Origin of the sequence: Paenibacillus harenae DSM 16969 (assembly GCF_000422465.1) — a bacterium.
GTDB lineage: Bacteria > Bacillota > Bacilli > Paenibacillales > Paenibacillaceae > Pristimantibacillus > Pristimantibacillus harenae.
This window is the reverse complement of the sequence record NZ_KE383844.1, coordinates 221,168-248,037: the sequence shown is the minus strand read 5'-3', so window position 1 is coordinate 248,037 and position 26,870 is coordinate 221,168. Positions and strand designations below refer to the sequence as shown.

The window sequence follows — 26,870 nt, the reverse complement described above, 5'->3', positions numbered from 1 at the left end:
AGATCAATAGATTTCCGTAATATGGTAGATTTAAAGTAGATCAAAGATGGGAGTGAAGATGGATGAAACGACGGTTTATGCATTTAGTTTGTGCCTTTCTGTTGCTGACGCTGCTTGTCCCCATACAGGCAGCAGCCGCTGAAGCCGGTTCCGCGGTGGCAGCAGAGAGTTTGAATTCGGGCGTAACGATGGTTGCAGGAGGATCGGATCATACTCTCGATCTAAAACAGGACGGAACGGTATGGGCGTGGGGAAACAATGAATATGGCCAACTGGGCGATGGAACTACGATAGACCGTTATACTCCCGTTCAAGTGCAGGGTCTCGATTCGGTTGTCGAAATCTCTGCGGGTAGTAGGTTTAGTATGGCACTCAAAAGTGACGGAACTGTCTGGGCGTGGGGAGGGAATTGGAATGGTCAACTGGGTGATTCAAGCGTGGCCTACCGTAATATTCCCGTTCAGGTAACCACTCTAAGCTCCGTGGTCGCCATTGCTTCAGGGCATTATCATAATTTGGCGGTAAAAAGCGATGGAACGGTATGGGCGTGGGGGTGGAATATCCACGGTTTACTGGGCGATGGGAGGTGGAATATCCACGATGCTGTAGTGGGCGAAGGAAGCATGAACGGAAGTTCTTCCCCCGTGCAAGTAAAGGGTCTCGGTTCGGTGGTCGACGTTGCAGCGGGTTTTCTCCATAGTTTGGCGCTTAAAAGCGATGGAACCGTCTGGACGTGGGGTAACAATGACTCAGGCCAACAAGGGGTGCCCGGCGGCTTGACCTTCAACGATGGACCCTACACAACCACCTACCGTAATACTCCTGTTCAAGTACAGGGTCTCGATTCGGTATCCGCCATTGCGGCGGGTTATTCGCATACTTTGGCACTCAACAGCAACGGAACCGTCTTGGCGTGGGGATCGAATAGTTCTGGCCAACTGGGCGATGGAAGCACAACAACCCGTTATACTCCCGTTCAAGTAACCAAACTCGGATCGGTGTCCGCCATCGCTGCGGGTTCTTCGCATACTTTGGCGCTTAAAAGCGATGGAACCGTCTGGACGTGGGGCCATAATAATTCTGGTGAACTGGGCGAAGGAAGCGCGACCAGCAGTTCTTCCCCCGTTCAAGTATCCGAGCTCGATTCGGTGTCCGCTATCGCGACGATTGATGGTTCGCATAGTTTGGCGGTGAAAAGCGATGGAACCGTTTGGGCATGGGGGAATAACTCGTTAGGCCAACTCGGCGATGGATCAACAATAAACCGTTATACTCCCGTACAAATTGCGAATCCTGAAGCGCCACATTGGCTTGAGTACGACGTACTGACGGTTACCGATGTGACCTACAACAGCGTACAGCTGAATTGGCAGCATGCCACGGATGAAACGGGGATAGACAAGTACTTGGTATACCAAGACAACACGCTGCTGGCTACCTTGAACAGTGACGTGAACAGCTATGAAGTGAATGGATTGTCTTCAGATTCGTCCTACTTCTTTTCACTGGTCGCCGTCGATGCCGATGGAAACCAAAGTGTGAAAAAAGAAGAGTCGGCGTCTACTGCCGCAAATAATCCGGTACCGGAAGCAGAAACGCTGCTTTACCGGTTAAACGGAACCATTCTCGACTTTGACCAAAGTCGTATTATTTGGAAAGAGACCGGCGATAAATCGCTCTGGATGTACAACCGAACTGATAAAAGCCAAGTAAAAGTTTACGATGCCAACGGGTCTAATCGTACCATTAGTACTGCGAAGTTATCCGCTGACGGCGTTGTGTATTCCATATCCGGCACTGGGACTCATTATTGGGAGGACGGCGCGGTTCAAAATAGTTGGGACACATTGGACACGGCGAGACCGTACGAAGTAAAAGGGAATTTCGCGGTATTTGGCCACAACGTTGTGAATGTAAAGACGAGTGAGTCCCGATCTTTGCTAAATTCGAGTTTTAAAAATAGGAATTCATTTGATCTGTCGGCTGACGGAACGGTAGTTTATGAGTTTATTAACGGCATTCGCCGCCACCTTCCCGACGATACGTTCACGACGTTTAATCCGCCTTCGTCCGAATACCCTAATACTTACAACGGGCCTTTGACGGACGGAAAAAACATACTCTACAACGCATACACGGAGAATGGAGGTTATTCTAAGTGGTCACTCCAAGTTCGCAGCGCCGATGGCCAGGTTACCAAGATAGCCTTGAACCCTATCGATCATGCGGATTCTTATTTGACCGACCCGAGAACATCGTACCAGATCAATAACGGATGGATTGCCTATAAGGAATACAACAAGGAAATAGAGCGTTGGACCTTGAAAGTCCGGTCGCCGGAAGGCGAGACAAAACAAGTTTATACAGCCCCTAAATGGTGGCAGTTGACTGGCGTGCCTCTCTCCATCAAGCAGTTGGGACCGGACGGCACGGTGGCGTATACGTTTAAAGACACAACCTATCTTTATTCCGCCCAAGAGGGCAAACTCTTGTATTCCTTCAGCGGCCCGGGAGAGTTGCAACACCGGGATAGTTTATGGTACCGGATTGACGGCGGTTCATTGTATCAGGTTGATCGGGTTGATCCGAACCAACTCCAGCTATCCGATTCCAAAACTTATCAAGCCGGCGGATCCAATTATGTGTATTCGTTATATTACGGGTACATTTCCACCTCAGGACAAGAGTTGAGCGGATCTTGGAGCCCGCCTGAAGGTTTCCATGGATTCGTTAAGGTCTCCATGGTTTCCCCGGAAGGGGAAGATTATGACCTTAGTCTGGAGACCGTGGGAGAGGGTAACCGATTGCCGGAAGGTACGACGAAACTCCCGGATGGTACCGAGTACGGTGCTACCGAGGTGCCCGGAGGTTACAGAGCGGAGTGGAGGGTTAAGGGACGTACCGGCGATGATTATAGTCCGGATAAGAAAGTTTTCGTTTATGTGAGCATCGAATATGACAATCACTGAGGATATTGCTGTGTTGACGGAAACTTAATGGCCGGCCGCAGGCTCCATTGTTATTTTGCATTTGTCTCGGCATGGCAAATGGAGCATGCGTAATTAATGTCAAAGCATGGGTTTACGGCATTTGGTCGGCAGGACCCCAGTTAATCGGTGGAAACACATCCGAGCTTATTGGAATGAAATCCTCCGATTGGCTGCGGCCAGTACTTCAAAGAAAGAAGCAGAGTGCCGCGGCGCTCTGCTTCTTTCAACTAATTAGGACTCTAATGGAATTAGGACTCAAATGGAATTAGGGGGCTAAAGAGAATCCACCTAGAAGCACGGCTTTACTGGAACTTTGCAGTAACTCGGATCAATTGAACGACTAACCGCCCTCTATATTGGATTCTATCCAGGAGAATGGGATCTTTAAGGAAGGAAAGAGACATTTGTGGCTGATCATGTTGGATCAAATCCATCATAAACTCGCATCCCCGCCTCTTTCTCATGCTATACAGGATGAATTCCACTATAGCGTTACGCCATAGGAAGAACTCCGCTATAGCGCTTCGCCACAGGAAAAATTTCACTTTAGCGCCGCCTAACGTTCCCTTTAAGAGCAGGCCGGCTCATATCGGGTCATCATCGGGCCATCATTTCTCTATGCGGTTTTTGCTTATTTTCCAACCATTCCCGTTCACTTGCGCCTGACTGACGAATCGCCAGCTTATCCGCCTTGACTCGTCCAAAGCGCCTTATATATAATTACTACATCTATTGAGGGAGGCTCGGTCATGACGAAGCAAAATGAAATCATCGTTGTTCTCGATTTCGGAGGACAATACAATCAACTGATAGCGCGCCGTATCCGCGATTTGGGCGTATACAGCGAGCTGCTGCCTTACAACACGTCGGTGGAACGGATCCGCGAATTACAGCCGAAGGGTATCGTATTCTCGGGAGGACCGGCTAGCGTTTACGAAGAAAATTCACCGCTTGTAGATCCGGCGATCTATGATCTGAACGTCCCGATCTTCGGAATTTGCTACGGCATGCAAATGATGTCCCATCAGCTGAAGGGCAAAGTCGAACGCGCAGGCAAGCGCGAGTACGGCAAAGCGGAGGTTGAATTTCAGGACGGAACGCGTATCGGTTTCGGATTGGACAAGGTTCAGACGGTATGGATGAGCCATGGCGACCATGTCGTCGAGCTTCCCGAGGGATTCCGGATCGATGCGAGCACGGAGCATGCGCCGGTTGCGGCCATGAGCCACCCGGACCGTCACTTCTATGCGGTGCAGTTCCATCCGGAGGTTCGCCATTCCGAGTTCGGAAACGAAATGATCCGCAACTTCCTGTACAACGTCTGCGATTGCGACGGCAACTGGACGATGGAGTCGTTCATTGAAGATACGATTCAAGAAATTCGCGCTGAAGTCGGCGATAAAAAAGTGCTTTGCGCGCTTTCCGGCGGCGTAGATTCGTCCGTCGTAGCGATTCTGCTGCACAAGGCGATCGGCGATCAGCTGACCTGCATGTTCATCGACCACGGCCTGCTCCGCAAAGGCGAGGCTGAGGGCGTCATGGAAACCTTCGTCGGCAAATTCGATATGAAGGTGCTGAAGATCGACGCGCAGGAACGTTTCATGAGTAAGCTGGCGGGCGTCGACGATCCGGAGCAAAAACGTAAAATCATCGGTAACGAGTTTATCTACTCGTTCCAGGAAGAGTCCAGCAAATTGGACGATTTCGAATTCCTGGCACAGGGTACGCTCTATACCGACATCGTCGAGAGCGGCACGGCTACGGCGCAAACAATCAAATCCCACCACAATGTCGGCGGTTTGCCGGAGGACATCAAGTTCAAGCTGGTTGAGCCTCTTAAAGCGCTGTTCAAGGACGAGGTTCGTAAAGTAGGCGAGGAGTGCGGGCTTCCTGAAGCGATCGTATGGCGTCAGCCGTTCCCGGGTCCGGGTCTTGCGATCCGCGTGCTTGGCGAAGTGACCGAGGAGAAGCTGCATATCGTCCGCGAATCCGATGCGATTCTCCGCGACGAGATTATCAAAGCCGGCCTCGACCGGGAGATTTGGCAGTACTTCACCGCGCTCCCGAACATGAAGAGCGTAGGCGTAATGGGCGATGCCCGTACGTATTCCTATACGGTCGGCATCCGCGCAGTCACATCGATCGATGGCATGACAGCGGACTGGGCGCGCATCCCTTGGGATGTGCTCGAGAAAATTTCCGTCCGTATTGTTAACGAGGTCGACAACGTGAACCGCATCGTCTACGACGTAACATCGAAGCCGCCTGCAACGATCGAGTGGGAGTAAGCTTCTGCTATCCGTATAAAAAAATAAAAAAACGCCTTTCCATAGCCGATTAACCGGCTCCGGGAAGGCGTTTTTTATCGTATGCTCAGACAGCCGCAGCTGAAGTACTGCTCAACCTATTCCAAAGTAGTCGCTGACGAACGATAAGACCAACAGGACGGACATCAGTGTTCCTGCCAAATAAGCTTGTTTCAGACTCGAAACTCCGGGATTAACCCTATTCGAAGGACTCGCTTGACCGCGGGATCTCTTCATGACAGCGATAAAATATAGGACCGCTCCGCATAATACGAGCACGATTTCTGCAGCCGCACTTACTGCCGGAAGCTCCCAAAGCCTTAGTCCAAGTAACGGGAAATCCCCGTAATTGCCCGGCAATATAGGCATATCGCTGCGATGCACAACCAAATCAAGCAGCCAATGGCTGAAGGAAAGCGAGCCGATTACAACGGCGCTCCTTCTATCCCATACACGCCATGCAATAAAGCCCGCAATGAGGGAAAGCAGTAACGCACCGACAAGCGAATGCGTGTAGTCCGCATGGATAATATTTGCTCCATAACCTCCGTCTCCGATGGGCTCCAATGTTTCCACGCCTGTGAGCAGCAGCGGTACGAATGCGATGTCAAGCAGCTGCGTGCTGACCATCAAAGCCCATAAGGGCACCTTGGGCTCCACCGCTTTTACGGCAGCAGCCAGTCCGAAATGTCCTGCAAACATCTATTTTGCCTCCTTTCCAAAAATCCGGGCATCAAGCCAGCCGCAAACGACAGTAAACAAAAAGATAAACAACAAAAAAGTCACTTGGCAGCACCTCTTTCATCTATTTGTTTTGTAAAACCATACAGCAGCGCCTCGAATGCATCTTCGAATGTGGGCGAGAGACGGTCCATGATAGCGTCGACGGACTCCTCCGACAGGGTATACGTGCCGACGATACCTCGGAGCATATAAAAATAAATGCGCGAAAATGCGAGCAGCTGCTCATCTTCCGGTATTTCGAGACTGTTTTGAAGCAGTTTCAGGATAATGTTGAACATCTGATTCCGAAGCCGGTTAATGGCTAGATCGGGCTCCGGTATATCGACCCGCCCCGATTTCACTTCGAAAAATATCGTATACATGCTGCGGTTCTCCAGGCAAAACCGGATAAACAGCCCGTTCAGCATACGCAGCTTATCTGCCGGAAGCAATGTCTCGTCCACGGACACTGCATCAAGCGAAGACTTTAAATGCTCAAGCGGCTGCATGGACAGAGCGTGAAGCAACGCTTCTTTGTCCTGATAATAAATATATATCGTTGTATGGGAGCAGCCGGCCTCTTTCGCGATTTCCCTAATCGTTACGGCGTCATAGCCCCGCTCGGCGAAAAGCTTATTAGCCGCGGCGACGATTGATCGTTTCGTTTCTTCTGAGCGTAGTTCTTTCTTGGATGCGATGGGTTTTCCTCCTTCATCCGAGTTTATATAACCATTGGTTACTAACCAATGGTTATATAATAATCCCATTTACATTTGTTGTCAACGGGTTCGTTCCGCTCATGCTGGAATAAAATGCTGTCTTGGACTCATTATTATGCTGATCGGCGTCATACTTTCATGCTTCTGATGTACCGATCCGTCATGCCGAGAAAATAAATCCGAATGTTAAAGGCATTTATTGCCAACAACGTTCGTAAAAGTTATTGACAAAACGGTTGTTCACTCCTTAAAATTGAAAACGGAAAACAACAACGGCATATTTTTTCGTATAATCTCAAGAATCGGCTTGAGAGTCTCTACTCGGTCACCGTAAATGACCTGGCTACGAAAATGGCGGAAAAGCCTGCTGCGGTCCGGCAGGTATACTTTTCCCCTTTTTGCAGAGCCTAGGAGAAATGCGATGTTTGCATTTTTTTCTAGGCTTCTTGTTTGTTCCAACACATTTTTGGGAGGTTTGCATTCAAAATGGAACGTTTCTTTCGCTTAAAGGAACACGGAACAAATGTCAGGACAGAGATTATGGCGGGGCTGACGACTTTCATGACGATGGCTTACATATTGGCCGTCAATCCCATCATACTTACCCCGACCGGCCTTGACTGGACGGCGGTATTCCTCGCTACGGCGCTTGCCGCGGGCATTTTCTCGATCGCCATGGGAATATTCGTCAACTTTCCTGTAGCGCTTGCGCCGGGCATGGGTCTCAATGCGTATTTCGCGTCGGTCATTATCGCTTCGGCGGCGACGGATACGCCAATCAGTCCTGCGATGGGTTTAACGGCTGTTTTTATTTCGGGTATTATCTTTATTATTTTGACCGTGACGCAGGTGCGCCAAATGCTCATTACGGCAGTGCCGGACAGCTTGAAGCACTCGATCACCGTCGGAATCGGCTTGTTTATTACGATTATCGGATTGAAAAACAGCGGTCTGATGACGATTGCCGTATCGAGCTTCACGGACATTAAAGCGGGCGCCTTCACACCGGTAAGCGGCCCGGAAACGGTTATTCAGCTCGGAAGCTTCCATGACGGCACAGTTATTCTTACGGTAGCCGCTTTGCTGCTGATCGGCATTTTGATGGTGCTTCGCATTCCGGGCGCGATTTTGTTCGGTATTCTGGGCACGACGGTTATCGGCTTGCTTACGGGCCAAGTCGACGCAGCGGCCGCGTTCAAGGATCAGACCTGGGTTCCTGACTTCTCGACGATGAACTTCTGGCACTTCGACTTTGCGGGCGTGATGGAGGTTGGTCTGGTTACGGTCATCCTGACGTTCACCTTCGTTGAGCTGTTCGATACCTTTGGAACGCTTGTCGGTACGGCTAACCGCGCCGGCATTATGAAAAATCCGGAGGAAGGCAAGAAACGCATCGGTAAAGCGATGTTCGTCGATGCGATCGGCGTCGGCGGCGGCGCGATTCTCGGCACGAGCACGGTTACCGCTTACGTGGAGAGCTCCGCGGGTATCGCGCAGGGAGGACGTACGGGCTTGACGGCCGTGACGACCGGAATCTGCTTCCTTCTCGCTATCTTCCTGTCCCCGATCGTTGCACTTGTGCCGGGCGCGGCGACGGCCGCCGCTCTGATCATCGTCGGTGTATTGATGATGCAATCGGTGAAGGAAATCGACTTCTCGGATATGGTGTACGCGATCCCGGCGTTTTTCACGCTGGCGCTTATGCCGTTCACGTACAGCATTGCGAACGGCATCTCATTCGGTATCGTATCGTACGTCGTGCTTGCAACGGTTGCGAACGTATCGGGCAAAGGCAAACAAAAGTACAACGTGCACTGGCTCATGTGGATTCTTGCGGTGCTCATTATCGGCCGCTACGTATTTATGGGCGGGGAATAATACAGTTTGTGAGAAGCAGCGCTGGACCGGCGCTGCTTTTTTTTGCGTTCTGGATATCCGATTTGAACGAGTCAATACAGGCATTCATCCCGCTAGAGGCTGGATATCCGATTTGAACGAGTCTATACTGGAATTCATCCTGTACAGAAGCTGAAAATCGCTTTTGTACGTGTCTATACTGGATTTCATCCCGTGTCATCAGCCGATAACAGCAATGTTTATCCGTTAGCTTCGATTTGAATGGACGGAATCCATCATAGAGAGAGGTAACACCGCAAATTAGTCAAAGTTACTGCAGAAATCCATGAGGAGGAAGCGTCGTGCTTAAAATCGATTTGAACTGCGATATGGGGGAGGGCTTCGGCGTATATCGCGCCGGCTCTGACGAGGAACTGATGAAGCATATCACCTCGGCGAACATTGCCTGCGGATTTCATGCCGGGGATGCCGCGACGATTCGGGAAACGGTGCGTCTCGCGCTGAAGCAGGGCGTAGCCATTGGCGCGCACCCCGGCTTGCCGGACCTTGCCGGCTTCGGCAGACGCGCAATGAGTATTTCGCCGAAGGAAGCGTATGACATGACGGTGTATCAGCTGGGTGCGGTCAGCGCGTTTGCGGTTTCGGAAGGAGGCAGGGTCGCTCACGTTAAGCCTCACGGCGCGCTTTATACTATGGCGGCGAGGGACAAAGCGCTTGCCGAAGCGCTTGCGGAGGCTGTCTATAAAGTCGATCCGCGGCTCATGCTGTTCGGCTTGTCGGGCAGCGAGCTGATTCGCGCCGGGGAAGCCGCCGGACTGCGGACGATCAACGAGGTTTTCGCGGATCGGGCTTATGAAGCGGACGGATCGCTTTCGCCGCGCGGCGCGGAAGGGGCGGTGATCACGGATCCCGATCGGGCGGCATCGCAGGCGTTGAGCATGATCAAACACGGCGTCGTGCTAACGCGGCAGAAGAACGAGCTTCCATTAAAAGCCGATTCCGTATGCGTGCACGGAGATACGCCGGGCGCCGTCGTTCATGTAATCCGGTTGCGGGAGAGGTTAGAGGCGGAAGGGATTCGGGTGCGGAAAGCGGGGGACCACAGTGATTAATGGGGAGAGGGGCGGTCACGGAGATTATGAGTTGTTTCCGCTTGGCGATTGTGCGGTGCTCATCCGATTCGGCGTGGTTATGGATGAAGCCCTGAATCGTATCGTTCACGCGTTCGCTGCGCAGCTTGAGGAGAAACCATTCGCCGGAATGATCGAGTGCACGCCCGCATTTGCTTCCGTTACGGTACACTACGATCCGCTTGCCGTGATGCGAAGCCGTACGCAAGCGGAAAGTACTCATTCTACGATTTATGAGACGGTAAGCCTGAGGCTTCGACTGTATTTACCAACGCTTGAACCGTCGGACATGCAAACGGAGCGGACCGTGGTCGAAATTCCCGTGTGCTACGGCGAAGAATACGGGCCTGATCTGGCTTTTGTAGCGGAGCATAACGGGCTGACGGAAGAGGAGGTTGTCGCTATCCATTCGGGGAGCAGCTATTTGGTTTATATGATCGGCTTCGCGCCGGGCTTTCCTTATCTGGGCGGCATGCCGGAGAGAATTGCCGCACCTCGGCACAAGACGCCGAGGACGGTCATTCCTGCAGGAAGCGTCGGAATCGCGGGCAACCAGACCGGCGTCTATTCCGTTGCGACCCCCGGAGGCTGGCAATTAATCGGACGTACGCCGCTTCAGCTTTTTCGTCCGGGGCAGACCCCGCCAAGCCTGCTTCAAGCGGGCGCCGAGGTGAGATTTCAACCGATCGCGAGGGCGGAATTCGAAAATTACGGGAGAGATGCTTGATGAGCTTAACCGTTATTCGTCCGGGTATCCTGACGACAATCCAAGACCTCGGCAGAACCGGGTACCAAAGGTATGGCGTCGTCGTTGGCGGAGCGCTTGATCCGGGCGCGGCGCGCGTCGCCAACCTGCTCGTCGGAAATGCCGAGCGGGAGGCGGTTCTGGAAATGACGCTCGGCGGGTCGGTTTTTCATTTCCATAAGCCGATGATCGTCGCGGTATGCGGCGGAGATTTGTCGGCGGAGCTTGACGGCGGGCTCTTGCCGCTATGGAGGCCGGTGTATGTGAATGAAGGCTCTGTATTGCGTTTAGGGACAAGCGTTTCGGGCTGCCGCGCCTACTTGGCCGCGGCAGGCGGCTTCGATGTGCCGGAGGTCATGGGCAGCCGCAGCACGTACCTGCGCGGAGCGGTCGGAGGTTTTGAGGGTAGAGCGTTGAAAGCGGGTGACGAGCTTAGCGTTCGTCAGCCAGGCGAAAACGCCGAGAGAATCAGGCAGCTGTTGACGCCGGAGCCGGGGGAAGACGCGCAGATAAGGTGGCATGCGGGCCATTTTGCTATAGCGGGGAGCGGGGAGGAGCAGATCGTACGCGCCGTTCCGGGCACGCACTTTCACTTATTTACTTCTAAAAGCCGGGCCGCCTTCTTTAGCCAAGCCTTCCGGATAGGCATTCAATCGGACCGGATGGGCTGCCGATTAGAAGGGCCGACGAAGCTGCAGCTGGAAGCCCCGCTCGAAATGCTGTCCGAAGGGGCGGTGCTCGGCACGGTACAAGCGCCTCCGAGCGGAGAGCCGATCGTTCTGCTGGCCGACAGGCAGACAACGGGCGGTTATCCGCGGATCGCACAGGTCGCCGCGGTCGATATATCCGTGCTCGCCCAGCTTAAGCCGGGCAGCCGGTTCCGATTCGAAGCGATTACGCGGCAGGAATCGGAACGGTTGTATCTGGCGGGCGAGCGCGACATTCAGCTGCTCAAGGCCGCGATAGCGCTAAAGCTCCGCGCAATATGAGGTAACCGGGCCTGTTCGGAGGCCGGATCGAGCGGAGCAGAGTGCATCAGATCTAATAATTAGATCTAATTGAATATATTTGGTTAGTTTGGATGGATTAGATCTAATTTCTAGATCTAATCGAGAAAATTCGACGGTTCAGAGCAAGGATCGGGCAATAGCTGAGGCCGGCCTCTGGCGGCACAATGCCCAGTTTGAAAAAAAACGCCGGCGCAGCCCTTGAACCGCAACCTCGTTTATAAGCACTATCCAGAAGTGTCCATAAACGAGGATGCAGTTCACCTATCGGGCGGCGTCAGCGTTTTAAGGCGGACATATGTTTGAGCACCATCATCAGGTTGGCGGGTTTCTCGGCCAGCCTGCGGGTAAAGTAGGGGTACCACATGACGCCGTAAGGCACGTAGCAACGGATGCGGTAGCCTTCCTTGGCAAGCCGCGCCTGCACATTCATGCGGAGACCGTACAGCATTTGGAATTCAAAGGCGCGTTTGGGAATGCCCTTTGTGCGTACGTATGTTTTCACCCAATTGATGATCTCATCGTCATGAGTGGCTACCGCCGTATAAGCGCCGCGCTCCAGATGCAGCTTGATAATGCCCTTGAAGCTGTCCTTAATCTCGCTCGTTTTCTGAAAAGCAACGTCCTCGGATTCCTTATAAGCGCCCTTCACGAGCCTCAGATTAACGCCTTCCCGCAGCAGTCCGGGCGCATCCTGCGCGGTACGGAACAAATAGGCCTGCAGAACGGTGCCGACATTCGTTAAGCCTTCCTTATGGAGGCGTCGTACGAGGTCGAGCGTCGCTTGCGTGTAAGGCGTATTCTCCATATCGATCCGGACAAAATTCCGTCGGCCCCTGGCCTGCTTCACGACGTCGCGGATATTCGAATAGCAGACTGCCGGATTAAGCGCAAGTCCCATTTGCGTCGGCTTTAACGAGACGTTGGAACGTACCTTCCGCTCCGCAATCCCTTCAATAAGCTTCACGTATTGATCCCTGTAAGCCGCGGCTTCATCAAGACGGCGAATCCCTTCCCCCAGATGATCCAGCGTAGCCATAATGCCAAGCCGGTTCAGCGCTTCGACTTCATTCAAAGCCTCATCCAGCGTCTCCCCGGCAATAAACCGTCTAGCCAGTCTTTTGCCGTACGAGGTCGACAGCTTCTCCACGAGAGGGATTCCCGCGACCGTCAACAACGATTTGCGGTACCATTTCGATCCGATGCCCATCCGTATTGCTCCTTTCCCACAATCATGCCAGCAGGAGTCTCAATTTCGGGAGTCCGGTATTAGTATATTCCGAAAGGGTACGCGAATCGCTACGAAGGCCCAATTATTTAAAAAACAAAAAATGCGTCGGCAGCTTCCGAAGCTGTCCGTCCGACGGTTTATTAATGACTCTTCCATTAAAAATGAGCGAGGAGGATCCGCCGCCGTCCAGGTTGTAGCCGTCGACCGCGCCGTACCGCTGCAGCAGCAGCTGCATTTCGCCCAGCGTTGCGCCGGAGCTGCCCGACTCGTTGTAGCCGTCGGCGACAAGGAACAGCAGCTGATCGTCCTTATAATTGGCGACGACCGTGCGCGGAGCGCGCTTCGGGCTGGTCTGCCATTTGAGCGGAATCGGCTGCGGGGCGCCGCCGCGGAGCAGCACCGGCACGAATGAAGCGCCGAACTTCGGCTTCTTCGCGTCCAGCTGTGACTTGCTCGGGAACTTCCCGCCAATCAGCTCATTTTGATCATTGAGCCCGACAAAAAACAAATTCGCGCGCGGCGCTTCAAAGTCCGTCACATATTCGCCATCGACAATCGTCGTGCTGAGCGGATAACGTTTGCCTCCGCCGTCGGCGAAGCCGCCCGCGTTAACGCCGACGGCGGCGCCATGGCGCTTCACGGCCGCAAGCGTCGTCTCCGCCTTGCCGAGCGAATCGCCGCCCAGCGTCATCGTCATGGCGTCGCTGCTCTTCAGCTTGATTTTGAGCGCATAAGCCTTGAAGTTCTCTGCTTGTATGTAAAAAAGCTGGGCTCTCAGCTTGCCGGACTCGATGGCTGCCGCCGGCTTGCCGAGCTTGCTCGTAATATTGCGGTCATAGATGATAAGCGGCTTCATCGCTTGCGAAGCGGCCATGGACGATATTTTTGCCATTTCGGCATTCGTTTGCTCGTACAGCTTCATTTGCTTCTGAATCGATTGACGCGTTTGCGCCGCTGTCTCCCGGGCATGATCGAGGCCGGTTGAAGCAGGTGTAATATCCGCCTCCGGAAGCATCGATTGCTCCGTTACGGGCCGCGGGAAAGCCGCTTCGGACAACTGGATGACGATATCGGATAAGAGCAGCCAGATCATCACGCCCAGAAAAGGCGCGCAGGCAAGCAGCGCCGTACGGTTTAACGCTTTGACGGTTACGTTCATTTGAGCACGTCCAAACTCTTCTGCAGTTCGTTCAGTTGTTTCTTCACTTCATTCAGCTGCGTGTACAGCTTGTTGCTGTTATCGGTCTTGGAATCGGCGTTATCCTTCGTGAAGGTGAGAAGCTCATTCAATGCGTCGACCTTGGATTTAAGCTCTGCAAGATCGTTCGTATAGTTCGTTTCAAGCTTCAGCATGCGAGCCTCGTAATCCTGCTGCATGGCAGCAATCTGACTGGCGGTTTGCTGTTCAAGGTTAGCGGAGATCGTCAGCTGAATGCGGTCCGTATACCATTTGGCCAGCAGGATGCCGGAGCATATAATAACAAGCCAAACGCAGACGAAGACAAGGAAGGCGCGATTTCCTTTCTTTTTGCGTGTTTTTTTGTCGGTGTGGCTGGCAGCGCGTTGTTCCAAAATCAAATCATTCATTCTATTCATTCACCTCTCTGGTTAGTCACTTGCTCGGAAGAACGGATGAACGAACCGCAAGCATAGTTTCATAGAATTAGACAACAATCGACGGCAAATAGTTGCGGGCGTCATGTTATTTTAACAAAGGGAATTGAGGTTGTCCTTTCTTGCAAATGGAAATTTATTGAATTTTTAACGGCTGATCGGAACTTTTCCCGGCTATGCGGCGTCTAACTGTTCGGACGCGGCGCAGGCGCCGCTATCCGGGAGGAGAGACAGGATGAAGAAAGAGAGAATAGGCAATCGATTCGCCAGGCAAGTGCTAGCGGCAGGCTTGGTCCTATCGCTCGCGGGGGCGGGGCTAGGTACGAACGCTCTGATTGAAGCGGCCGGGGGGCGTCAGCCGGCTCATATTATTTTTGTGCATGGACAGAAGCAAATACAGGTAAACGGCAAGGTTCAGCCCTTAACGGCTCCGCTGCCGGTCGTCAAAGGCGTGACGATGATTCCGATCCGCACCATTGCCGCTGCGGTTGGAGCTAAAGTATATAACGATGACAAGGGCACTCATATCGATACATATGCCAATCAGGTAACCTTGAACGCGGGCATGCGCGGAGCTCGCCGCAACGATAGCTATATCTTGCTTCCGGCGGCTCCAGTGAGAATCGACGGTACGATGCATCTGCCATTGTCCGCGGTCAAGCAGCTTTGGAATGGAGGCTACACGTACAATACGCAGCTGAAGCAGGTGCATATTACGATTCAGCCGGATCCGAACGCGGCGCCCGTCGCCGCTTTTCAGGCTCCGACAGCCGTGAAGCTGGGCGAGCCGGTTGCGTACGAGGATCTCAGCTATGATCCGGACGGATCGATCGCGAAGACGGAATGGTCGGGGCGCAAAAGCGCGTACTTCGAGCCTGGCGTCTACACCGTTACCCAAACGGTTATAGACAATGAAGGCCTGCGCAGCGTTACCGAGTCTCAGGAGATTGTTGTAACGGATGAGGTCATGTATACGCCGTTCGAATACTACATGCGCTACGGCAATCCGGGCGATAAGTTCGCAGTCGACACGAAGCTGATGAACAGCTACAACGAGGCAGCGACCGTGGAATCGAGAGGCGGCCGCACGCTTTATATGTCGAATGCTCCTGAACGCTTCTTCGGCGAGGGGCTGCTCTATGCGGATGAGCTTGACGGTGCGGGCCGGTTATTCCTCCATCACCGCAACGGATCTTCGGAGCGGCTGAAGGCGGTTGTCGTCGTGACGAACGAGCAAAGCGAAAGCGTCAAGCTGACGATCGGGAAGCGCGGGCTTGCCGGGCCCAGCGTCAATGCACTGCAATTCGGCTCGGCCGCCGTGCTCAGGTACTTATCGGGGGCTGCGCCGCGCGAGCTGGAGATAGCGCCCGGCGCTTCCGTAACGCTGCTTCCGGAGCTGGAGAAGATAATCATGAATCCAAATGAAGGCTTCTCCGGCATGCTGGACGTCGATTCGGACGGGCCGCTCACGTACACGACGATGGCGGTTAAGGAGAATACGGATCCGCTTAGCGCCGTTTTCAATCTGCCGCAGCTGGAGAAGGTCGGCAATCGCGGCACGTTCGCGGATACGGACCTGATGATTGAAGTGAACGAGCCGCTTGGCATCACCGAGCGCAAGCTGCGGCTGGGCAGCCGCGGCACGACGATTCCGGGCGTGGATGCGCTGACGGGCGAAGCAACGGTCGACGGAGGCGAATACGGAGCCGTCACGACGGTCCAATTAACAAACGTCGCTTATGGGACTCGGATCCTGCTTAACCCGAGAGCCGGCAACTTCCAGGGCGCCGTCGCCGTGAACGGCAAGGCCGTCGGCACTCCGTCAGCCGGTCATGCCAATCCTGGCGACGGCGTGCTGCTCTATCATCAGCAGAAGCCGGAAGGTGAGAATGCGGACCATACCGCACCGCCGGAGGTGACGATTACCTTTGCCTCGCCGGGCGCGAGCGCGCTTCCGGTGCTGCTGGTTTTTTTGCCGGGGAACGAGTTTGAATAAAGCAGCTGAAGAGGGACTTGCCGCACGATAGCGGCAATCCTTCTTTTTTGTTGTAAAGCGGCCTCGTCATGTATAATGGAAATGTTTAGTGTATGAAATCAATAGGAGGATGATCAATATGGATCAACCAATTACGAATAGCGGCGCTGGCCGCAAGGAAGCGAAAGCGATGTTCGCCGGCGGCTGCTTCTGGTGCATGGTATCGCCATTCGAAGAAATGCCGGGCATCATCTCGGTCGTATCCGGTTATACCGGCGGCCGCACCGAGAACCCGACCTATGAGGAGGTATGCTCGGAGACGACGGGCCACGCCGAGGCGGTGCAAATTACGTACGATCCGGATGTGTTCCCGTATGAGAAGCTTCTGGATATATTCTGGAGGCAAATCGACCCGACGGACGCCGGCGGCCAGTTTCATGACCGCGGCAGTTCGTACCGGACCGGGATCTATTATTATGATGAAGAGCAGCACAGGCTGGCGCTCGAGTCTAAGCGGGAGCTTGAGGCAAGCGGTCGCTTCGACCGGCCGGTCGTAACGGAAATCGAGCCTGCGCAGCCTTTTTATCCGGCGGAGGATTATCACCAGGGCTATCATAAGTCGAATCCGTACCGGTACAAAATGTACCGCAAAGGGTCCGGCCGCGACGCCTACATTTCAAAGCATTGGTCCGTGAAGAAGGACGCCGAGGAGCTGAAACGCCGCCTCACCCCGATTCAATACGAGGTTACGCAAAACAGCGCCACGGAACGGCCGTTCACCGGCGAGTATTGGGATCATACCGGAGACGGCATCTATGTCGATATCGTCTCGGGCGAGCCGCTCTTCAGTTCCCGCGATAAATATGACGCGGGCTGCGGCTGGCCGAGCTTCACGAAGCCGCTTCAGTCATCCGCCGTGACGGAGCATACCGATTCGAGCCACTACATGGTACGGGTCGAGGTGCGCAGCAAGGAAGGCGACTCCCATCTCGGGCATGTGTTCGATGACGGTCCGAGGGAGGCGGGAGGTCTCCGTTACTGCATTAATTCCGCCTCGCTGCGGTTTGTCGCCAAGGAGGATCTGGTCAAGGAAGGATACGGGGAGTACCTGTCTTTATTTGAACAATAAGACTTTATAAGTTTAACGCTTATAAATGGTCATGTGGAGGAATCGGATATGAATGTAGAGGAAGCGATTCGCACGCGGAGGTCGATCGGACGGGTGAAGCCCGATCCGATTGACCGGGGCGTTATCGAGAAGCTGCTTGAGGCGGCAGCCTGGGCGCCATGCCATCATCATACGCAGCCGTGGACCTTTATCGTAATGACCGGAGACGGAAGAGCGAAGCTGGGCGAAGGCTATGCCCGTGTGGCTGCATCCGCCTTGCCGGAGCTGAGCGGACAGGAGCTGGAGGAGCGGCTGGCGAAGGAGAAGCTGAAGGCGTTTCGGGCACCGGTCGTTATCGCGGCCGTATGCTCGCCGTCCGCCGACCCGAAGGCTGTGCCGGCGGAAGAGCTGGCCGCCGCCCATGCCGCGGTGCAGAATCTGCTGCTCGCCGCGCATGCGAACGGATTAGGCGCAATATGGCGTTCGGGCGATCCGATGTATCACCCGCTAATGAAAGAGACGTTCGGACTGCATGCGGAACAGGAGATCGTCGGATTCGTTTATCTCGGGAAGCCGGATATGCAGGCCCCGGCCGCGCGGCGGGTACCGGTGACGGCGAAGACGGTTTGGCTGGAATAGCTGTAAGCAGGGAACAGAGCAGCTTGTCTGCTCTTTTTTTCAAAATAACGAGGGCGAGAGGTTAGGGGATAACCATGAAAATCGGATTGTTAATTGTGGATATGCAGCAATCATTCATAGATGAAGGCTTTGACATGCAGCAGGTGGAAGAAGCTTGCGTGTATATTAATCATGTATCCGGACTGTTGCGGGCAGCGGAGCAAACCGTTATCCACATCCAGGACATGGAAGGGGCTAACGGAGACGAAGATCGCGATGCAAGATCGATTATCCCTCAAGTGACCATAGGACCGAATGACCTTCGGGTGGAGAAAGAGTATTCGAATGCGTTCTGGAAAACGGATCTGGAACGGATTCTGCGCGAACAAGGCGTTGAATTCGTCGTGATTTGCGGCCTTGCCGCAGAGCATTGCATCACGTTCACGGCTAACGGCGCGACGGAGAGAGGGTTTAAGGCAGCCATTTTGCAGAAGGGCATATTAAGCATGAAACCGGATGCCATTAGCGCCGTTTATCGGGACCGGCAAGTCGTATCCTACTCCGTGATCGAATTCATGGCGAAGATGATGAAAGCGGGAAAATCGTAATCGAATAATCGGAATGAGCACTTTGTTTCTCCAGAACGATTTACTCTCTCCGCTCGCGCTTACGATTCTGTAGTTCAACTTATATAGAAGAAGGACTGCCTGATAAGGGAGTCCCTCTTCGCATTGCAGGCCGGTCAGCCGCTACACCAGCTTCTTGATGGTAAAATTAGCATTTAACACATACCAGTTCTGCGGAAACTCTACGCCAAGCACCCAATAGCTGACGCCGCGCAAATTGTACGATTTGACGATGTTGAATTTCGCCTGCACGCTCCGCGCATCCTCGAACCAGACAATATGCTCGCGGCCCTCCTGATCGTAATAGTTGTAGTAAGGCGATTGTCCCTCCTCATCGTATCGGATCGTCGCCCCGAATCGGTTCGCCCGCTCAACGGCTGCCTTCGGCCCGACGGTCGGCGCCCACTTGGCGCCCTGCACGTAAGGGAGCGTCCAATCGTAACCGTATAAAGGCATGCCCATCACGATTTTTTCCGTTGGAATGACGGACACCGCATAATTCAGCACCTTTACGACCTCGTTCAGCGGAGCTACGGCTCGCGGAGGACCGCCGGACCACCCCCACTCATAGGTCATGAGGACGACGAAGTCGACGATGCGGCCGTGTGCCGGATAATCATGCGCCTCATAGAGCGTGCCTGTCTGAGCGGCGCTGATCTTTGGCGCCAGACAGGTCGAAACCAGGTAATTCTGCGGATGAAGACCGTCTACGAGTCTTTGCAGGAAAACGTTATACAGCTCGCGGTCGGCCGGCCGGATATACTCGAAGTCGACATTCAGCGCTTGATAGCCCTTCTGCCGCATCGTCGCTACAATGTTAGCGATCAGCCTTTCCTGGGCGGAGGGGTCCGCCAGCACCGCGTGCGCGATATCCGAGCTGAACGTACCGTTCTCGAAATTCGTAATGACCATCATGGGAGCAACCCGCTGCGAGTAAGCGGCGTTGATTACCGCGGAATCGTCCAAATCCGTGAAGGTTCCGTCTGCCCGGACACGGTAGCTGAACGGACTTAAGTACGTTAAGTATTCGCCGATATCCTCGACGATCGCTACGCCCTCAGAGCCGAATCTTTCCGTATAAGCATTGACCTCGATAACAGGTTTTGCCGCTTGCGGGATAATGAGCGTTTGACCGGGATTAATAAGGGCGGGATTGGTCAATCGATTCGCGCTGGCCAGCTCCTGAATGGTAACGCCATACCGCTGGGCTATCGACCACAGCGTTTCGCCAGGGGCTACCCGGTGGCTCCCTGCTTCGGTCGGAATGATGAGGGATTGACCGACGACGAGCACGTTTGAATCGTCCAGCCCGTTCGCTGCGGCAATTTCATTGACAGTAACGCCATACCTTTGGGACAGCTGATACAAGGAATCGCCTCTTCGTACGACATGAATTTGCACCCTTTACCTAACCTCCTTTTTAAATCCTTGCCTGAAGCAGTTCGGTTGGCCGGCTTTGTGCGGCGTATGCCGGGAAGGCTTCTTTTATATAACTGTATTCAACGAAAGGCGTTCCTAGTCTGATATGAAGCGGAGGCTAGTGACACCGAATTAGAGGCGAGCCGTACTACATTGCCAAATCCATCTGGTGTAATTATACTAAACAAAGTTGAATTACAATGTTGAACAATATAGTTTAAGGGACGGATAGCGATGGATCTGGGTAATAAAATCAAAAAAATGCGGCTGGAGCAAAATCGCAATTTGACGGAAATCGCCGACATTTGCGGCTTCTCCAAAAGCCTGCTTTCCAAAATCGAAAACGGCAAGACGATTCCGCCCATCGCAACGCTGATGAAAATCGCGGACGCCCTCGGCACGAAGGTATCGATCCTGCTTGACGACCAGCAAGTATCGGGTACCGTCTACACGCCGAAAGAAATCACGCAATCCCGGCTGGTCAAGACGGATAAAGGATATTCGTTCCACGCCTTCGCCGTCGAGCGGGGCGATAAATGGATGCAGCCGTTCCTGTTCGTATGCCGAAAGGGCGAGGACGACAAACGCAAAGTGTTTAGCCACAAGGGCGAGGAGTTTATTTTTATCCTGGAAGGCGAAATGCGGTATAAGGTCGGGAACGTCGAATACACGCTCAGACCCGGGGACAGCCTTTATTTCGATTCGCTGGACAAACACACTATATTTCCGGTATCGGAGGAAGTGAAGTATTTGGCCGTATTTACGCAGTCGAAGCAGGCGGACGAGCCGGATTCGGAATAATCGTTTCGTTTGTTTATCATTTTGACATCATGCTTATCCATGCCTGGAAGCGCTCGCGATCGCAGCGCTTTTTTTAATGTTTGTTTATCTCTCCCGTTACGCTGGAATAGAGCCCCGATCTCAAATTGTCGCCCGTGATTTTGTTCTTTACGCGCCTGGCAGCGCCCAAATAATGAGAAAACGGTTGCGGGTAATAAATAGGTACACTATAATGAGTCTAATTCAACAAGGTTTCCTTAAATGAAACGCATTTTGCCGAAAGAGGCACTGGAAGGCGTTCTTCGCGCATTTCGGCTTATGAGCTGCAAGGAAGAGTCGGCCCGATCGATGCGTAACGCGGAATTATAATCCGTCATGAAGGGGAAATCCGAATTAGCCGCGATTCCGATGCCCGAACCGGTAAGTAATCCACATGCAAAAGGAGAATGACGCAATGGCAACTGTAACGGACATTAGAAGCGAGGACTTGGGGCAATTGTTTGAACAGGATTGGGGTAAAATCCGCTGGCTTTGCAGCCAGGAGATCGATCCGGACAGCGAAATGACGTTCGGCATGGTCTATATTAACGCCGGACAATCGAACCCGAGACACGCGCACCCGAATTGCGAGGAAATTATCTTCGTCCTGTCCGGTCAATGCGATCATACGCTGGGGGACGAGGTGTTCCGGCTGGAGACCGGCATGATGCTGCGCATTCCGCGGAACGTCGCGCATAACGCGACGGCGGTCGGCTGGGAGCCATGCCGTATGATCATCGCCTACTCGGCGCCGGACCGGCAAACGATCGGTGAATAAAAAGTACGGCTGGCCGCGTGCGGATTGGAAACGTTGGTCACCGATATCGAACAGGCCATTCGATTTAAAGCCATAAAGAAAAGCAATTCATGAGAGGGCAGAATAAATCGGCAAGTTTGAGAAACATTAAAACCATTCGCACAGGAATGGAGGCGGCTGCTAATGAACAAACAACGTGCAATGGAGATTGCCGAATCGTCCGTCATGGCTAATGTGTCCTATGAAGGGACACCTGTTTATATCCAGCATGTGGATGAAAATAACGAAACGGCTCGAATCTACCCGCTTGACCAGCCGGAGCAGGAGCAAGAGGTTCCGCTGAACAGTCTTATAGAAAATTAAAGAAAGAGGGACTGCCTGCTTGATCCAGGGGTCCCTTTTCGCATTAAAGGCCGGTTAACCGCTGCACAAGAAAAGGCGTTCCTATTCGAATGAAAAACCATCTTCTGGCAATAGGGTCCTCTTAACGAGGGAGTTTTTGGATAGATAGACCGGAAAAGCGAACCTTTCCAAAAGAACCCCATTTTAATGTTCGTATTTTGTTGACAGTAGCAGGGGGATTCGATAAACTAGAATAGGTTTGAGGCGGAGTATACCGCCCAAGAAATCTCGTATATATTTGGGATATGGCCTGAATGTTTCTACCCGGAAACCTTAATTTTCGGACTACGAGCTATTGAAACGAATAATCGCAGCGGATCGACGACCTTTCGCGGGTTCAGGTTGCCTCTCTAACGGGGCAGCCTTCTGTTGTCTCTTTGGGGCTCGTTGAACCGCTGCATTCGTTTCATACCGAAGTGATAGATCCCTATCGCTTTAAGCTCGGGTCCAGCGGCAATCCTCTTATTATATAGGTTGCTGACGGGCCTTTTTACGTTTTTATCATCTCATATGAAGGTAGGTTTGATCGCATGTCGGCGAAGGTGGGCGTCATCATGGGCAGCAAATCGGATTGGGACACAATGAAATTAGCCTGCGAAGTTCTGGAGGAATTGCAAATTCCTTATGAGAAAAAGGTCGTTTCGGCGCATCGGACGCCGGATTTAATGTTTGAATATGCGGAGACCGCGGTTGAACGCGGGCTGAAGGTGATTATCGCCGGAGCCGGCGGAGCTGCGCATTTGCCCGGCATGGTCGCTGCGAAGACGATTTTGCCGGTTATTGGCGTTCCCGTGAAGTCGTCGAATTTGAGCGGGCTCGATTCGCTGCTGTCGATCGTACAGATGCCCGGCGGCATTCCGGTCGCTACCGTAGCGATCGGCAACGCGGGCGGTACGAACGCCGGCCTGCTGGCTGCGCAAATGCTCGGAGCGTTCGATCCCGAGGTTCAGGCGCGCGTGCAAGCCAGACGCGAGCGCGTGAAGCGGGAAGTGCTCGAGAGCAGCGAGACGTTATGAGCGGCGGAGTGTTGAAGCAGCAGCCGAAGACCGTGCTGCCGGGAAGCACGATCGGCATTCTCGGCGGGGGCCAGCTCGGGCGGATGATGGCGAATGCGGGCAGCGCGATGGGGTATCGCTTCGTCGCAATGGATCCGACGCCGGACGCGCCGGCCGGACAGGTCGCGGAACAAATCACAGCGGCGTATGACGATCGCGAAGCGGCCCGCGAGCTCGCTAAACGTTCGGATGTCATCACATACGAATTCGAAAATGTCGATGCCAGCGTAGCGGCGATGCTGATGGCGGAATCCTACGTGCCGCAGGGCAGCGAGCTGCTCTACGCGACGCAGCACCGGCTGCGCGAGAAGCGGGCGATTGAAGCGGCGGGCGTACGGGTTGCGCCGTACAGCGAAATCCGCAGCGTAGACGAGCTTCGCGAGGCGGTGAAGCGCTTCGGAACGCCCTGCGTGCTGAAGACGGCGACGGGCGGTTACGACGGCAAGGGCCAGTGGGTCATCCGAGGCGAGGAAGAAATCCCGGAAGCGTATGAGACGCTGGCGCGGGCGGGCGTTCAGCTCGTGCTGGAGCAGTTCATCCGCTTCGAGAAGGAATTATCGGTTATAGCGGCGCGAAATCCGCAGGGTGAAATAAAAGCTTTCCCCGTTGCGGAAAATATACACGTCGATAATATATTGCATTTATCCATCGTGCCGGCACGGATCGGCGAAACGGTGCAGCGCGAAGCCGAGCGCCTCGCGATCCGGATCGCGGAGGGCTTGGGCGTTGTCGGACTCATTGCCGTGGAGCTGTTCTATACGGCGAGCGGCGAGCTGTTCGTGAACGAGCTTGCGCCGCGGCCGCATAACAGCGGACATTACACGATGGAGGCTTGCCGGACGTCGCAATTCGAGCAGCATGTGCGCGCGGTATGCGGTTTGCCGCTCGGAGATACGGCGCTCATGAGCCCGGTCGTCATGGTAAATGTGCTCGGCCAGCATCTAGAGCCGCTGCTTGCGCGGATGGCCGGCAGGGATGAGGCGGCGGAGCGGTTCGGAGCCGCGCCGAAGGTGCATTTGTACGGGAAGAAGGATGCGGTCGAGAAGCGGAAGATGGGCCACGTGAACGTGCTGGCTTCTCACATAGACGCCGCGCTGGGCTGGATTGAAGAAACGACTATTTGGAAGGTGTGAAGCAATCATGTTGGAGCGTTACAGCAGACCGGAAATGAGAGCGATCTGGACGGAGGAGAACAAATTCAAAGCGTGGCTGGAGGTTGAGCTTTGCGCATGCGAGGCTTGGTCCGAGCTTGGCGTCATTCCGAAGGAGGACGTTGAGGCGCTTCGCCGCAGTGCAAGCTTCAATATCGACCGCATTTATGAAATCGAGCAGGACACGCGCCACGACGTCATCGCGTTCACCCGCGCCGTATCGGAAACGGTCGGGCCGGAGCGCAAATGGGTGCATTACGGCTTAACGTCTACGGACGTCGTAGATACCGCGCTTGGTTATCTGCTGCTGCAGGCGAATGAGATTTTGAGAAAGGATATTGAACGTTTTGTCGAGATTCTCCGCAACAAAGCGATTCAATATAAAGATACGCCGATGATGGGCCGTACGCATGGCGTTCATGCGGAGCCTACCACGTTCGGTTTGAAAATGGCGCTTTGGTACGAGGAAATGAAACGGAACCTGGAGCGCTTCAACCATGCGGCTAACGGCGTTCAATTCGGCAAAATGTCCGGCGCCGTCGGCACGTACGCGAACATCGATCCTTTCGTTGAGGAGTTCGTCTGCAAGAAGCTCGGCATAACGGCAGCTCCAATCTCGACGCAAACGCTGCAGCGCGACCGTCACGCCGAATATATGGCTTCGATCGCTTTGATCGCTACTTCGCTCGACAAGTTCGCAACCGAGATTCGCGCCTTGCAGAAGAGCGAATTCCGCGAGGTGGAAGAGCCGTTCGCGAAGGGGCAGAAGGGTTCGTCGGCGATGCCGCATAAGCGCAACCCGATCGGCTGCGAGAACATGTCCGGCCTCTCCCGCGTCATTCGCGGCCATATGCTGACAGCCTACGAGAACGTGCCGCTCTGGCATGAGCGCGACATCAGCCATTCGTCGGCGGAGCGCGTCATCCTGCCGGATGCGACGATGCTGCTGAACTACATGCTGAACCGACTGGGTAACATCATCAACAACCTGACCGTGTTCCCGGAAAATATGAAGCGCAACATGCAGGCGACGTACGGCGTGCCGTTCTCCGGCCGCGTCATGACGAAGCTGATTGACAAAGGCTTCAGCCGCGAGCAGGCGTACGATACGGTTCAGCCGCGCGCGATGCAGGCTTGGGAGGAGCAGCGCCAATTCCGCTCGATCGTCGAGTCGACACCGGAAATTACCGAGGTGCTCTCCGCAGAGGAAATCGAGGATTGCTTTAACCCGGCATGGCATTTGAAGCATGTCGATACGATCTTCACGCGTTTGGGATTGTACTAAGGGGAGGAAAGCCGGATGAGCGCACAACCGCAAGCTTTATCGACGGCCGTCGATTATATTAAGGCTCCGCTGATTTATAAGGGCAAGGTACGCGAGCTTTACGATCTGGGCGAGCATTTCCTGATCGTCGTGACCGACCGGATCTCGGCATTCGACTATGTGCTGGACCCGGCGGTGCCGGACAAAGGAAACGTACTGAACCGCCTGTCGGCGTACTGGTTCGAGCAAACGGCCGATATTCAACCGAATCACGTGGTTCATACCGACGTGGAGAAGCTGGGCGGCCTTGTAACGGAGCCCGAGCTGCTCAAGAACCGCATCATGGTGACGCGCAAAGCGGAACGCATCGACATCGAATGCGTCGTCCGGGGCTATATCACGGGCGGCGGCTGGAGACAATACCAGCAGACGTCGGCGATTAACGGCATCGGGCTTCCGGCAGGCATGCGCAAAAACGAACGTTTCCCATCGCCGATCTTCACGCCGGCGGCGAAGAATGACATCGGCCATGACGAGGACATTCCGTTCGGGAAGATGGCCGAAATGGTCGGCGCAGAGCTCGCTGAGGAACTTCGCGACCGGAGCATCAAGCTTTACGAATTCGCGCACGGTTATTGCGCGGAGCATGGCATTATTCTCGCCGATTGCAAATTCGAATTCGGACTTATCGACGGCAAAGTGATTCTCATCGATGAAATATTTACGCCGGACTCTTCCCGTTTCTGGGCGGAGGCGAACTATGCTTATGACATCGAAATCGACAGCATGGACAAAGAACCGGTGCGCACCTATCTGCTCGGCTCCGATTGGGACCGCGACAGCAAGCCGGCTCCGTTGCCCGATTCCGTAGTTGCTGAAACAACGGCCCGCTACCGCGACATCTACCGCCGCTTGACTGGCGCCGAACTATAGAATATTTCCGCCAGACGCCGAAATAGGCATAATAACATTAGAAATTACCGCTATTCGCCAGTAACCTTGCGCTTCAGCAGAAATAACGCCAGAAATTACCGTTATTGCATAACGAACAGACGAGCCGCCCAGCGCTCGTTCCAAAAGCAGACGGAAGGCGGCAAAGCCGCTGCATCCAAAAAAATCGCAGCCAGCTGCCAAGCGCGGCTGTACCTTTGCTTCACCGACCAACCTCGCGAGTTATTTTGTGAAAATGCGAGAGCGCGGAGAGCGGGAAGTGTCTGCCGGAGAGCGGCAGCGATCGCATCTTGAAGTCCGGGAAATTACCGCAGCGCGCGCAATCAAATTTTCCCGGCTTCGAATGCGACGCAGGCATACACTCCCGCGCCCGCGCGACCATGCATTTTCAGCAAACTAACTA

24 protein-coding genes and 2 riboswitches are annotated in these 26,870 nt (G+C 54.0%); of the genes, 17 read left to right on the top strand and 7 right to left on the bottom strand.

Features of this window, described 5'->3' with window-relative positions; translation table 11 throughout:
- Positions 1-77: 77 nt before the first annotated feature.
- A complete protein-coding gene (locus H581_RS37430; RefSeq protein WP_211231501.1) occupies positions 78-2,969 on the top strand; it encodes an RCC1 domain-containing protein in 2,892 nt (963 codons plus the stop codon).
- A 770-nt stretch (positions 2,970-3,739) separates the two neighbouring features.
- A complete protein-coding gene (gene guaA, locus H581_RS0125170; RefSeq protein ID WP_028612410.1) occupies positions 3,740-5,278 on the top strand; it encodes a glutamine-hydrolyzing GMP synthase in 1,539 nt (512 codons plus the stop codon).
- Between the two features lie 111 nt (positions 5,279-5,389).
- On the opposite strand, the gene H581_RS0125165 is transcribed toward guaA, so the two are convergent.
- Together H581_RS0125165 and H581_RS0125155 are read right to left on the bottom strand one after the other, a co-directional pair.
- On the bottom strand, positions 5,390-5,998 hold the full coding sequence (locus H581_RS0125165; protein ID WP_028612409.1) for a permease: 609 nt from the start codon (positions 5,996-5,998) through the stop codon (positions 5,390-5,392).
- An 80-nt stretch (positions 5,999-6,078) separates the two neighbouring features.
- Complete coding sequence (locus tag H581_RS0125155) at positions 6,079-6,786, bottom strand: TetR/AcrR family transcriptional regulator (protein ID WP_342663449.1); 708 nt, start codon at positions 6,784-6,786, stop codon at positions 6,079-6,081.
- A 217-nt stretch (positions 6,787-7,003) separates the two neighbouring features.
- Positions 7,004-7,104, top strand: a riboswitch (purine riboswitch).
- 120 nt (positions 7,105-7,224) lie between these two features.
- Between H581_RS0125155 and H581_RS0125150 the strand changes: the two genes are divergently transcribed.
- The 4 genes from H581_RS0125150 (at position 7,225) to H581_RS0125135 (ending at position 11,459) form a co-directional block, all read left to right on the top strand.
- Positions 7,225-8,616: an NCS2 family permease gene (locus H581_RS0125150; protein WP_028612407.1), complete on the top strand. Its 1,392-nt coding sequence runs from the start codon at positions 7,225-7,227 to the stop codon at positions 8,614-8,616.
- Positions 8,617-8,936: 320 nt separating this feature from the next.
- Complete coding sequence (locus tag H581_RS0125145; RefSeq protein ID WP_028612406.1) at positions 8,937-9,707, top strand: LamB/YcsF family protein; 771 nt, start codon at positions 8,937-8,939, stop codon at positions 9,705-9,707.
- Positions 9,700-10,452 (top strand): 5-oxoprolinase subunit PxpB, encoded by a 753-nt coding sequence (gene pxpB, locus H581_RS0125140; RefSeq protein ID WP_281169570.1) that lies wholly within the window; start codon positions 9,700-9,702, stop codon positions 10,450-10,452. The genes H581_RS0125145 and pxpB overlap by 8 nt, the downstream gene beginning before the upstream one ends.
- The gene (locus H581_RS0125135) at positions 10,452-11,459 is read left to right on the top strand and encodes a 5-oxoprolinase subunit C family protein (RefSeq protein WP_028612404.1); all 1,008 of its coding nucleotides are present in this window, start codon (positions 10,452-10,454) and stop codon (positions 11,457-11,459) included. Before pxpB ends, H581_RS0125135 begins: the two co-directional genes overlap by 1 nt.
- Before the next feature lie 295 nt (positions 11,460-11,754).
- Here H581_RS0125135 and H581_RS0125130 read toward each other — a convergent pair whose 3' ends face one another.
- The 3 genes from H581_RS0125130 to H581_RS0125120 all read right to left on the bottom strand — a co-directional run bounded on the left by H581_RS0125130 (position 11,755) and on the right by H581_RS0125120 (position 14,295).
- Positions 11,755-12,687, bottom strand: a complete 933-nt coding sequence (locus tag H581_RS0125130) for a proline dehydrogenase family protein (protein ID WP_028612403.1) — start codon at positions 12,685-12,687, stop codon at positions 11,755-11,757.
- Between the two features lie 103 nt (positions 12,688-12,790).
- Positions 12,791-13,867: a phosphodiester glycosidase family protein gene (locus H581_RS0125125; RefSeq protein WP_028612402.1), complete on the bottom strand. Its 1,077-nt coding sequence runs from the start codon at positions 13,865-13,867 to the stop codon at positions 12,791-12,793.
- Positions 13,864-14,295: a hypothetical protein gene (locus tag H581_RS0125120; RefSeq protein WP_028612401.1), complete on the bottom strand. Its 432-nt coding sequence runs from the start codon at positions 14,293-14,295 to the stop codon at positions 13,864-13,866. Before H581_RS0125120 ends, H581_RS0125125 begins: the two co-directional genes overlap by 4 nt.
- Before the next feature lie 262 nt (positions 14,296-14,557).
- Between H581_RS0125120 and H581_RS0125115 the strand changes: the two genes are divergently transcribed.
- The 4 genes from H581_RS0125115 to H581_RS0125100 all read left to right on the top strand — a co-directional run bounded on the left by H581_RS0125115 (position 14,558) and on the right by H581_RS0125100 (position 18,631).
- Positions 14,558-16,318 (top strand): stalk domain-containing protein, encoded by a 1,761-nt coding sequence (locus H581_RS0125115; protein WP_028612400.1) that lies wholly within the window; start codon positions 14,558-14,560, stop codon positions 16,316-16,318.
- A 109-nt stretch (positions 16,319-16,427) separates the two neighbouring features.
- On the top strand, positions 16,428-17,426 hold the full coding sequence (msrA, locus tag H581_RS0125110; protein WP_051251359.1) for a peptide-methionine (S)-S-oxide reductase MsrA: 999 nt from the start codon (positions 16,428-16,430) through the stop codon (positions 17,424-17,426).
- Between the two features lie 48 nt (positions 17,427-17,474).
- The gene (locus H581_RS0125105) at positions 17,475-18,044 is read left to right on the top strand and encodes a nitroreductase family protein (RefSeq protein WP_028612398.1); all 570 of its coding nucleotides are present in this window, start codon (positions 17,475-17,477) and stop codon (positions 18,042-18,044) included.
- A gap of 74 nt (positions 18,045-18,118) precedes the next feature.
- On the top strand, positions 18,119-18,631 hold the full coding sequence (locus H581_RS0125100; protein WP_028612397.1) for a cysteine hydrolase family protein: 513 nt from the start codon (positions 18,119-18,121) through the stop codon (positions 18,629-18,631).
- A gap of 141 nt (positions 18,632-18,772) precedes the next feature.
- Here H581_RS0125100 and H581_RS0125095 read toward each other — a convergent pair whose 3' ends face one another.
- On the bottom strand, positions 18,773-20,050 hold the full coding sequence (locus H581_RS0125095) for a glycoside hydrolase family 18 protein (protein WP_028612396.1): 1,278 nt from the start codon (positions 20,048-20,050) through the stop codon (positions 18,773-18,775).
- A gap of 252 nt (positions 20,051-20,302) precedes the next feature.
- On the opposite strand from H581_RS0125095, the gene H581_RS0125090 reads away from it, so the two are divergent.
- The 7 genes from H581_RS0125090 (at position 20,303) to H581_RS0125060 (ending at position 26,449) form a co-directional block, all read left to right on the top strand.
- Positions 20,303-20,869 (top strand): helix-turn-helix domain-containing protein, encoded by a 567-nt coding sequence (locus tag H581_RS0125090; RefSeq protein WP_028612395.1) that lies wholly within the window; start codon positions 20,303-20,305, stop codon positions 20,867-20,869.
- Between the two features lie 433 nt (positions 20,870-21,302).
- A complete protein-coding gene (locus H581_RS0125085) occupies positions 21,303-21,665 on the top strand; it encodes a cupin domain-containing protein (RefSeq protein WP_028612394.1) in 363 nt (120 codons plus the stop codon).
- A 162-nt stretch (positions 21,666-21,827) separates the two neighbouring features.
- Entirely contained in the window at positions 21,828-22,007 is a 180-nt protein-coding gene (locus tag H581_RS0125080) for a small acid-soluble spore protein H (RefSeq protein ID WP_028612393.1), read from the top strand.
- A 247-nt stretch (positions 22,008-22,254) separates the two neighbouring features.
- Positions 22,255-22,354: riboswitch (purine riboswitch) on the top strand.
- A 222-nt stretch (positions 22,355-22,576) separates the two neighbouring features.
- Complete coding sequence (purE, locus tag H581_RS0125075) at positions 22,577-23,062, top strand: 5-(carboxyamino)imidazole ribonucleotide mutase (protein ID WP_028612392.1); 486 nt, start codon at positions 22,577-22,579, stop codon at positions 23,060-23,062.
- Positions 23,059-24,234, top strand: coding sequence for a 5-(carboxyamino)imidazole ribonucleotide synthase (purK, locus tag H581_RS0125070; protein ID WP_028612391.1), 1,176 nt, complete (start codon positions 23,059-23,061; stop codon positions 24,232-24,234). Before purE ends, purK begins: the two co-directional genes overlap by 4 nt.
- Positions 24,235-24,241: 7 nt before the next feature.
- Positions 24,242-25,537, top strand: a complete 1,296-nt coding sequence (purB, locus tag H581_RS0125065; RefSeq protein ID WP_028612390.1) for an adenylosuccinate lyase — start codon at positions 24,242-24,244, stop codon at positions 25,535-25,537.
- 15 nt (positions 25,538-25,552) lie between these two features.
- A complete protein-coding gene (locus tag H581_RS0125060; RefSeq protein ID WP_028612389.1) occupies positions 25,553-26,449 on the top strand; it encodes a phosphoribosylaminoimidazolesuccinocarboxamide synthase in 897 nt (298 codons plus the stop codon).
- A gap of 101 nt (positions 26,450-26,550) precedes the next feature.
- On the opposite strand, the gene H581_RS39380 is transcribed toward H581_RS0125060, so the two are convergent.
- Positions 26,551-26,673, bottom strand: coding sequence for a hypothetical protein (locus tag H581_RS39380; RefSeq protein WP_281169569.1), 123 nt, complete (start codon positions 26,671-26,673; stop codon positions 26,551-26,553).
- Positions 26,674-26,870: the final 197 nt, after the last annotated feature.

Bases quoted from the DNA above. Each gene is read 5' to 3' on its own strand.
- H581_RS0125150 (WP_028612407.1), top strand. From the start codon at position 7,225: ATGGAACGTTTCTTTCGCTTAAAGGAACACGGAACAAATGTCAGGACA.
- H581_RS0125115 (WP_028612400.1), top strand. From the start codon at position 14,558: ATGAAGAAAGAGAGAATAGGCAATCGATTCGCCAGGCAAGTGCTAGCG.
- H581_RS0125060 (WP_028612389.1), top strand. From the start codon at position 25,553: ATGAGCGCACAACCGCAAGCTTTATCGACGGCCGTCGATTATATTAAG.
- purB (WP_028612390.1), top strand. From the start codon at position 24,242: ATGTTGGAGCGTTACAGCAGACCGGAAATGAGAGCGATCTGGACGGAG.
- H581_RS0125105 (WP_028612398.1), top strand. From the start codon at position 17,475: ATGAATGTAGAGGAAGCGATTCGCACGCGGAGGTCGATCGGACGGGTG.
- purK (WP_028612391.1), top strand. From the start codon at position 23,059: ATGAGCGGCGGAGTGTTGAAGCAGCAGCCGAAGACCGTGCTGCCGGGA.
- H581_RS0125085 (WP_028612394.1), top strand. From the start codon at position 21,303: ATGGCAACTGTAACGGACATTAGAAGCGAGGACTTGGGGCAATTGTTT.
- H581_RS0125135 (WP_028612404.1), top strand. From the start codon at position 10,452: ATGAGCTTAACCGTTATTCGTCCGGGTATCCTGACGACAATCCAAGAC.
- H581_RS0125130 (WP_028612403.1), bottom strand. From the start codon at position 12,687: ATGGGCATCGGATCGAAATGGTACCGCAAATCGTTGTTGACGGTCGCG.
- purE (WP_028612392.1), top strand. From the start codon at position 22,577: ATGTCGGCGAAGGTGGGCGTCATCATGGGCAGCAAATCGGATTGGGAC.
- H581_RS0125165 (WP_028612409.1), bottom strand. From the start codon at position 5,998: ATGTTTGCAGGACATTTCGGACTGGCTGCTGCCGTAAAAGCGGTGGAG.
- H581_RS0125100 (WP_028612397.1), top strand. From the start codon at position 18,119: ATGAAAATCGGATTGTTAATTGTGGATATGCAGCAATCATTCATAGAT.
- H581_RS37430 (WP_211231501.1), top strand. From the start codon at position 78: ATGCATTTAGTTTGTGCCTTTCTGTTGCTGACGCTGCTTGTCCCCATA.
- H581_RS0125155 (WP_342663449.1), bottom strand. From the start codon at position 6,786: ATGGGATTATTATATAACCATTGGTTAGTAACCAATGGTTATATAAAC.
- guaA (WP_028612410.1), top strand. From the start codon at position 3,740: ATGACGAAGCAAAATGAAATCATCGTTGTTCTCGATTTCGGAGGACAA.
- H581_RS0125090 (WP_028612395.1), top strand. From the start codon at position 20,303: ATGGATCTGGGTAATAAAATCAAAAAAATGCGGCTGGAGCAAAATCGC.
- H581_RS0125080 (WP_028612393.1), top strand. From the start codon at position 21,828: ATGAACAAACAACGTGCAATGGAGATTGCCGAATCGTCCGTCATGGCT.
- H581_RS0125125 (WP_028612402.1), bottom strand. From the start codon at position 13,867: ATGAACGTAACCGTCAAAGCGTTAAACCGTACGGCGCTGCTTGCCTGC.
- msrA (WP_051251359.1), top strand. From the start codon at position 16,428: ATGATCAATATGGATCAACCAATTACGAATAGCGGCGCTGGCCGCAAG.
- H581_RS0125120 (WP_028612401.1), bottom strand. From the start codon at position 14,295: ATGAATGATTTGATTTTGGAACAACGCGCTGCCAGCCACACCGACAAA.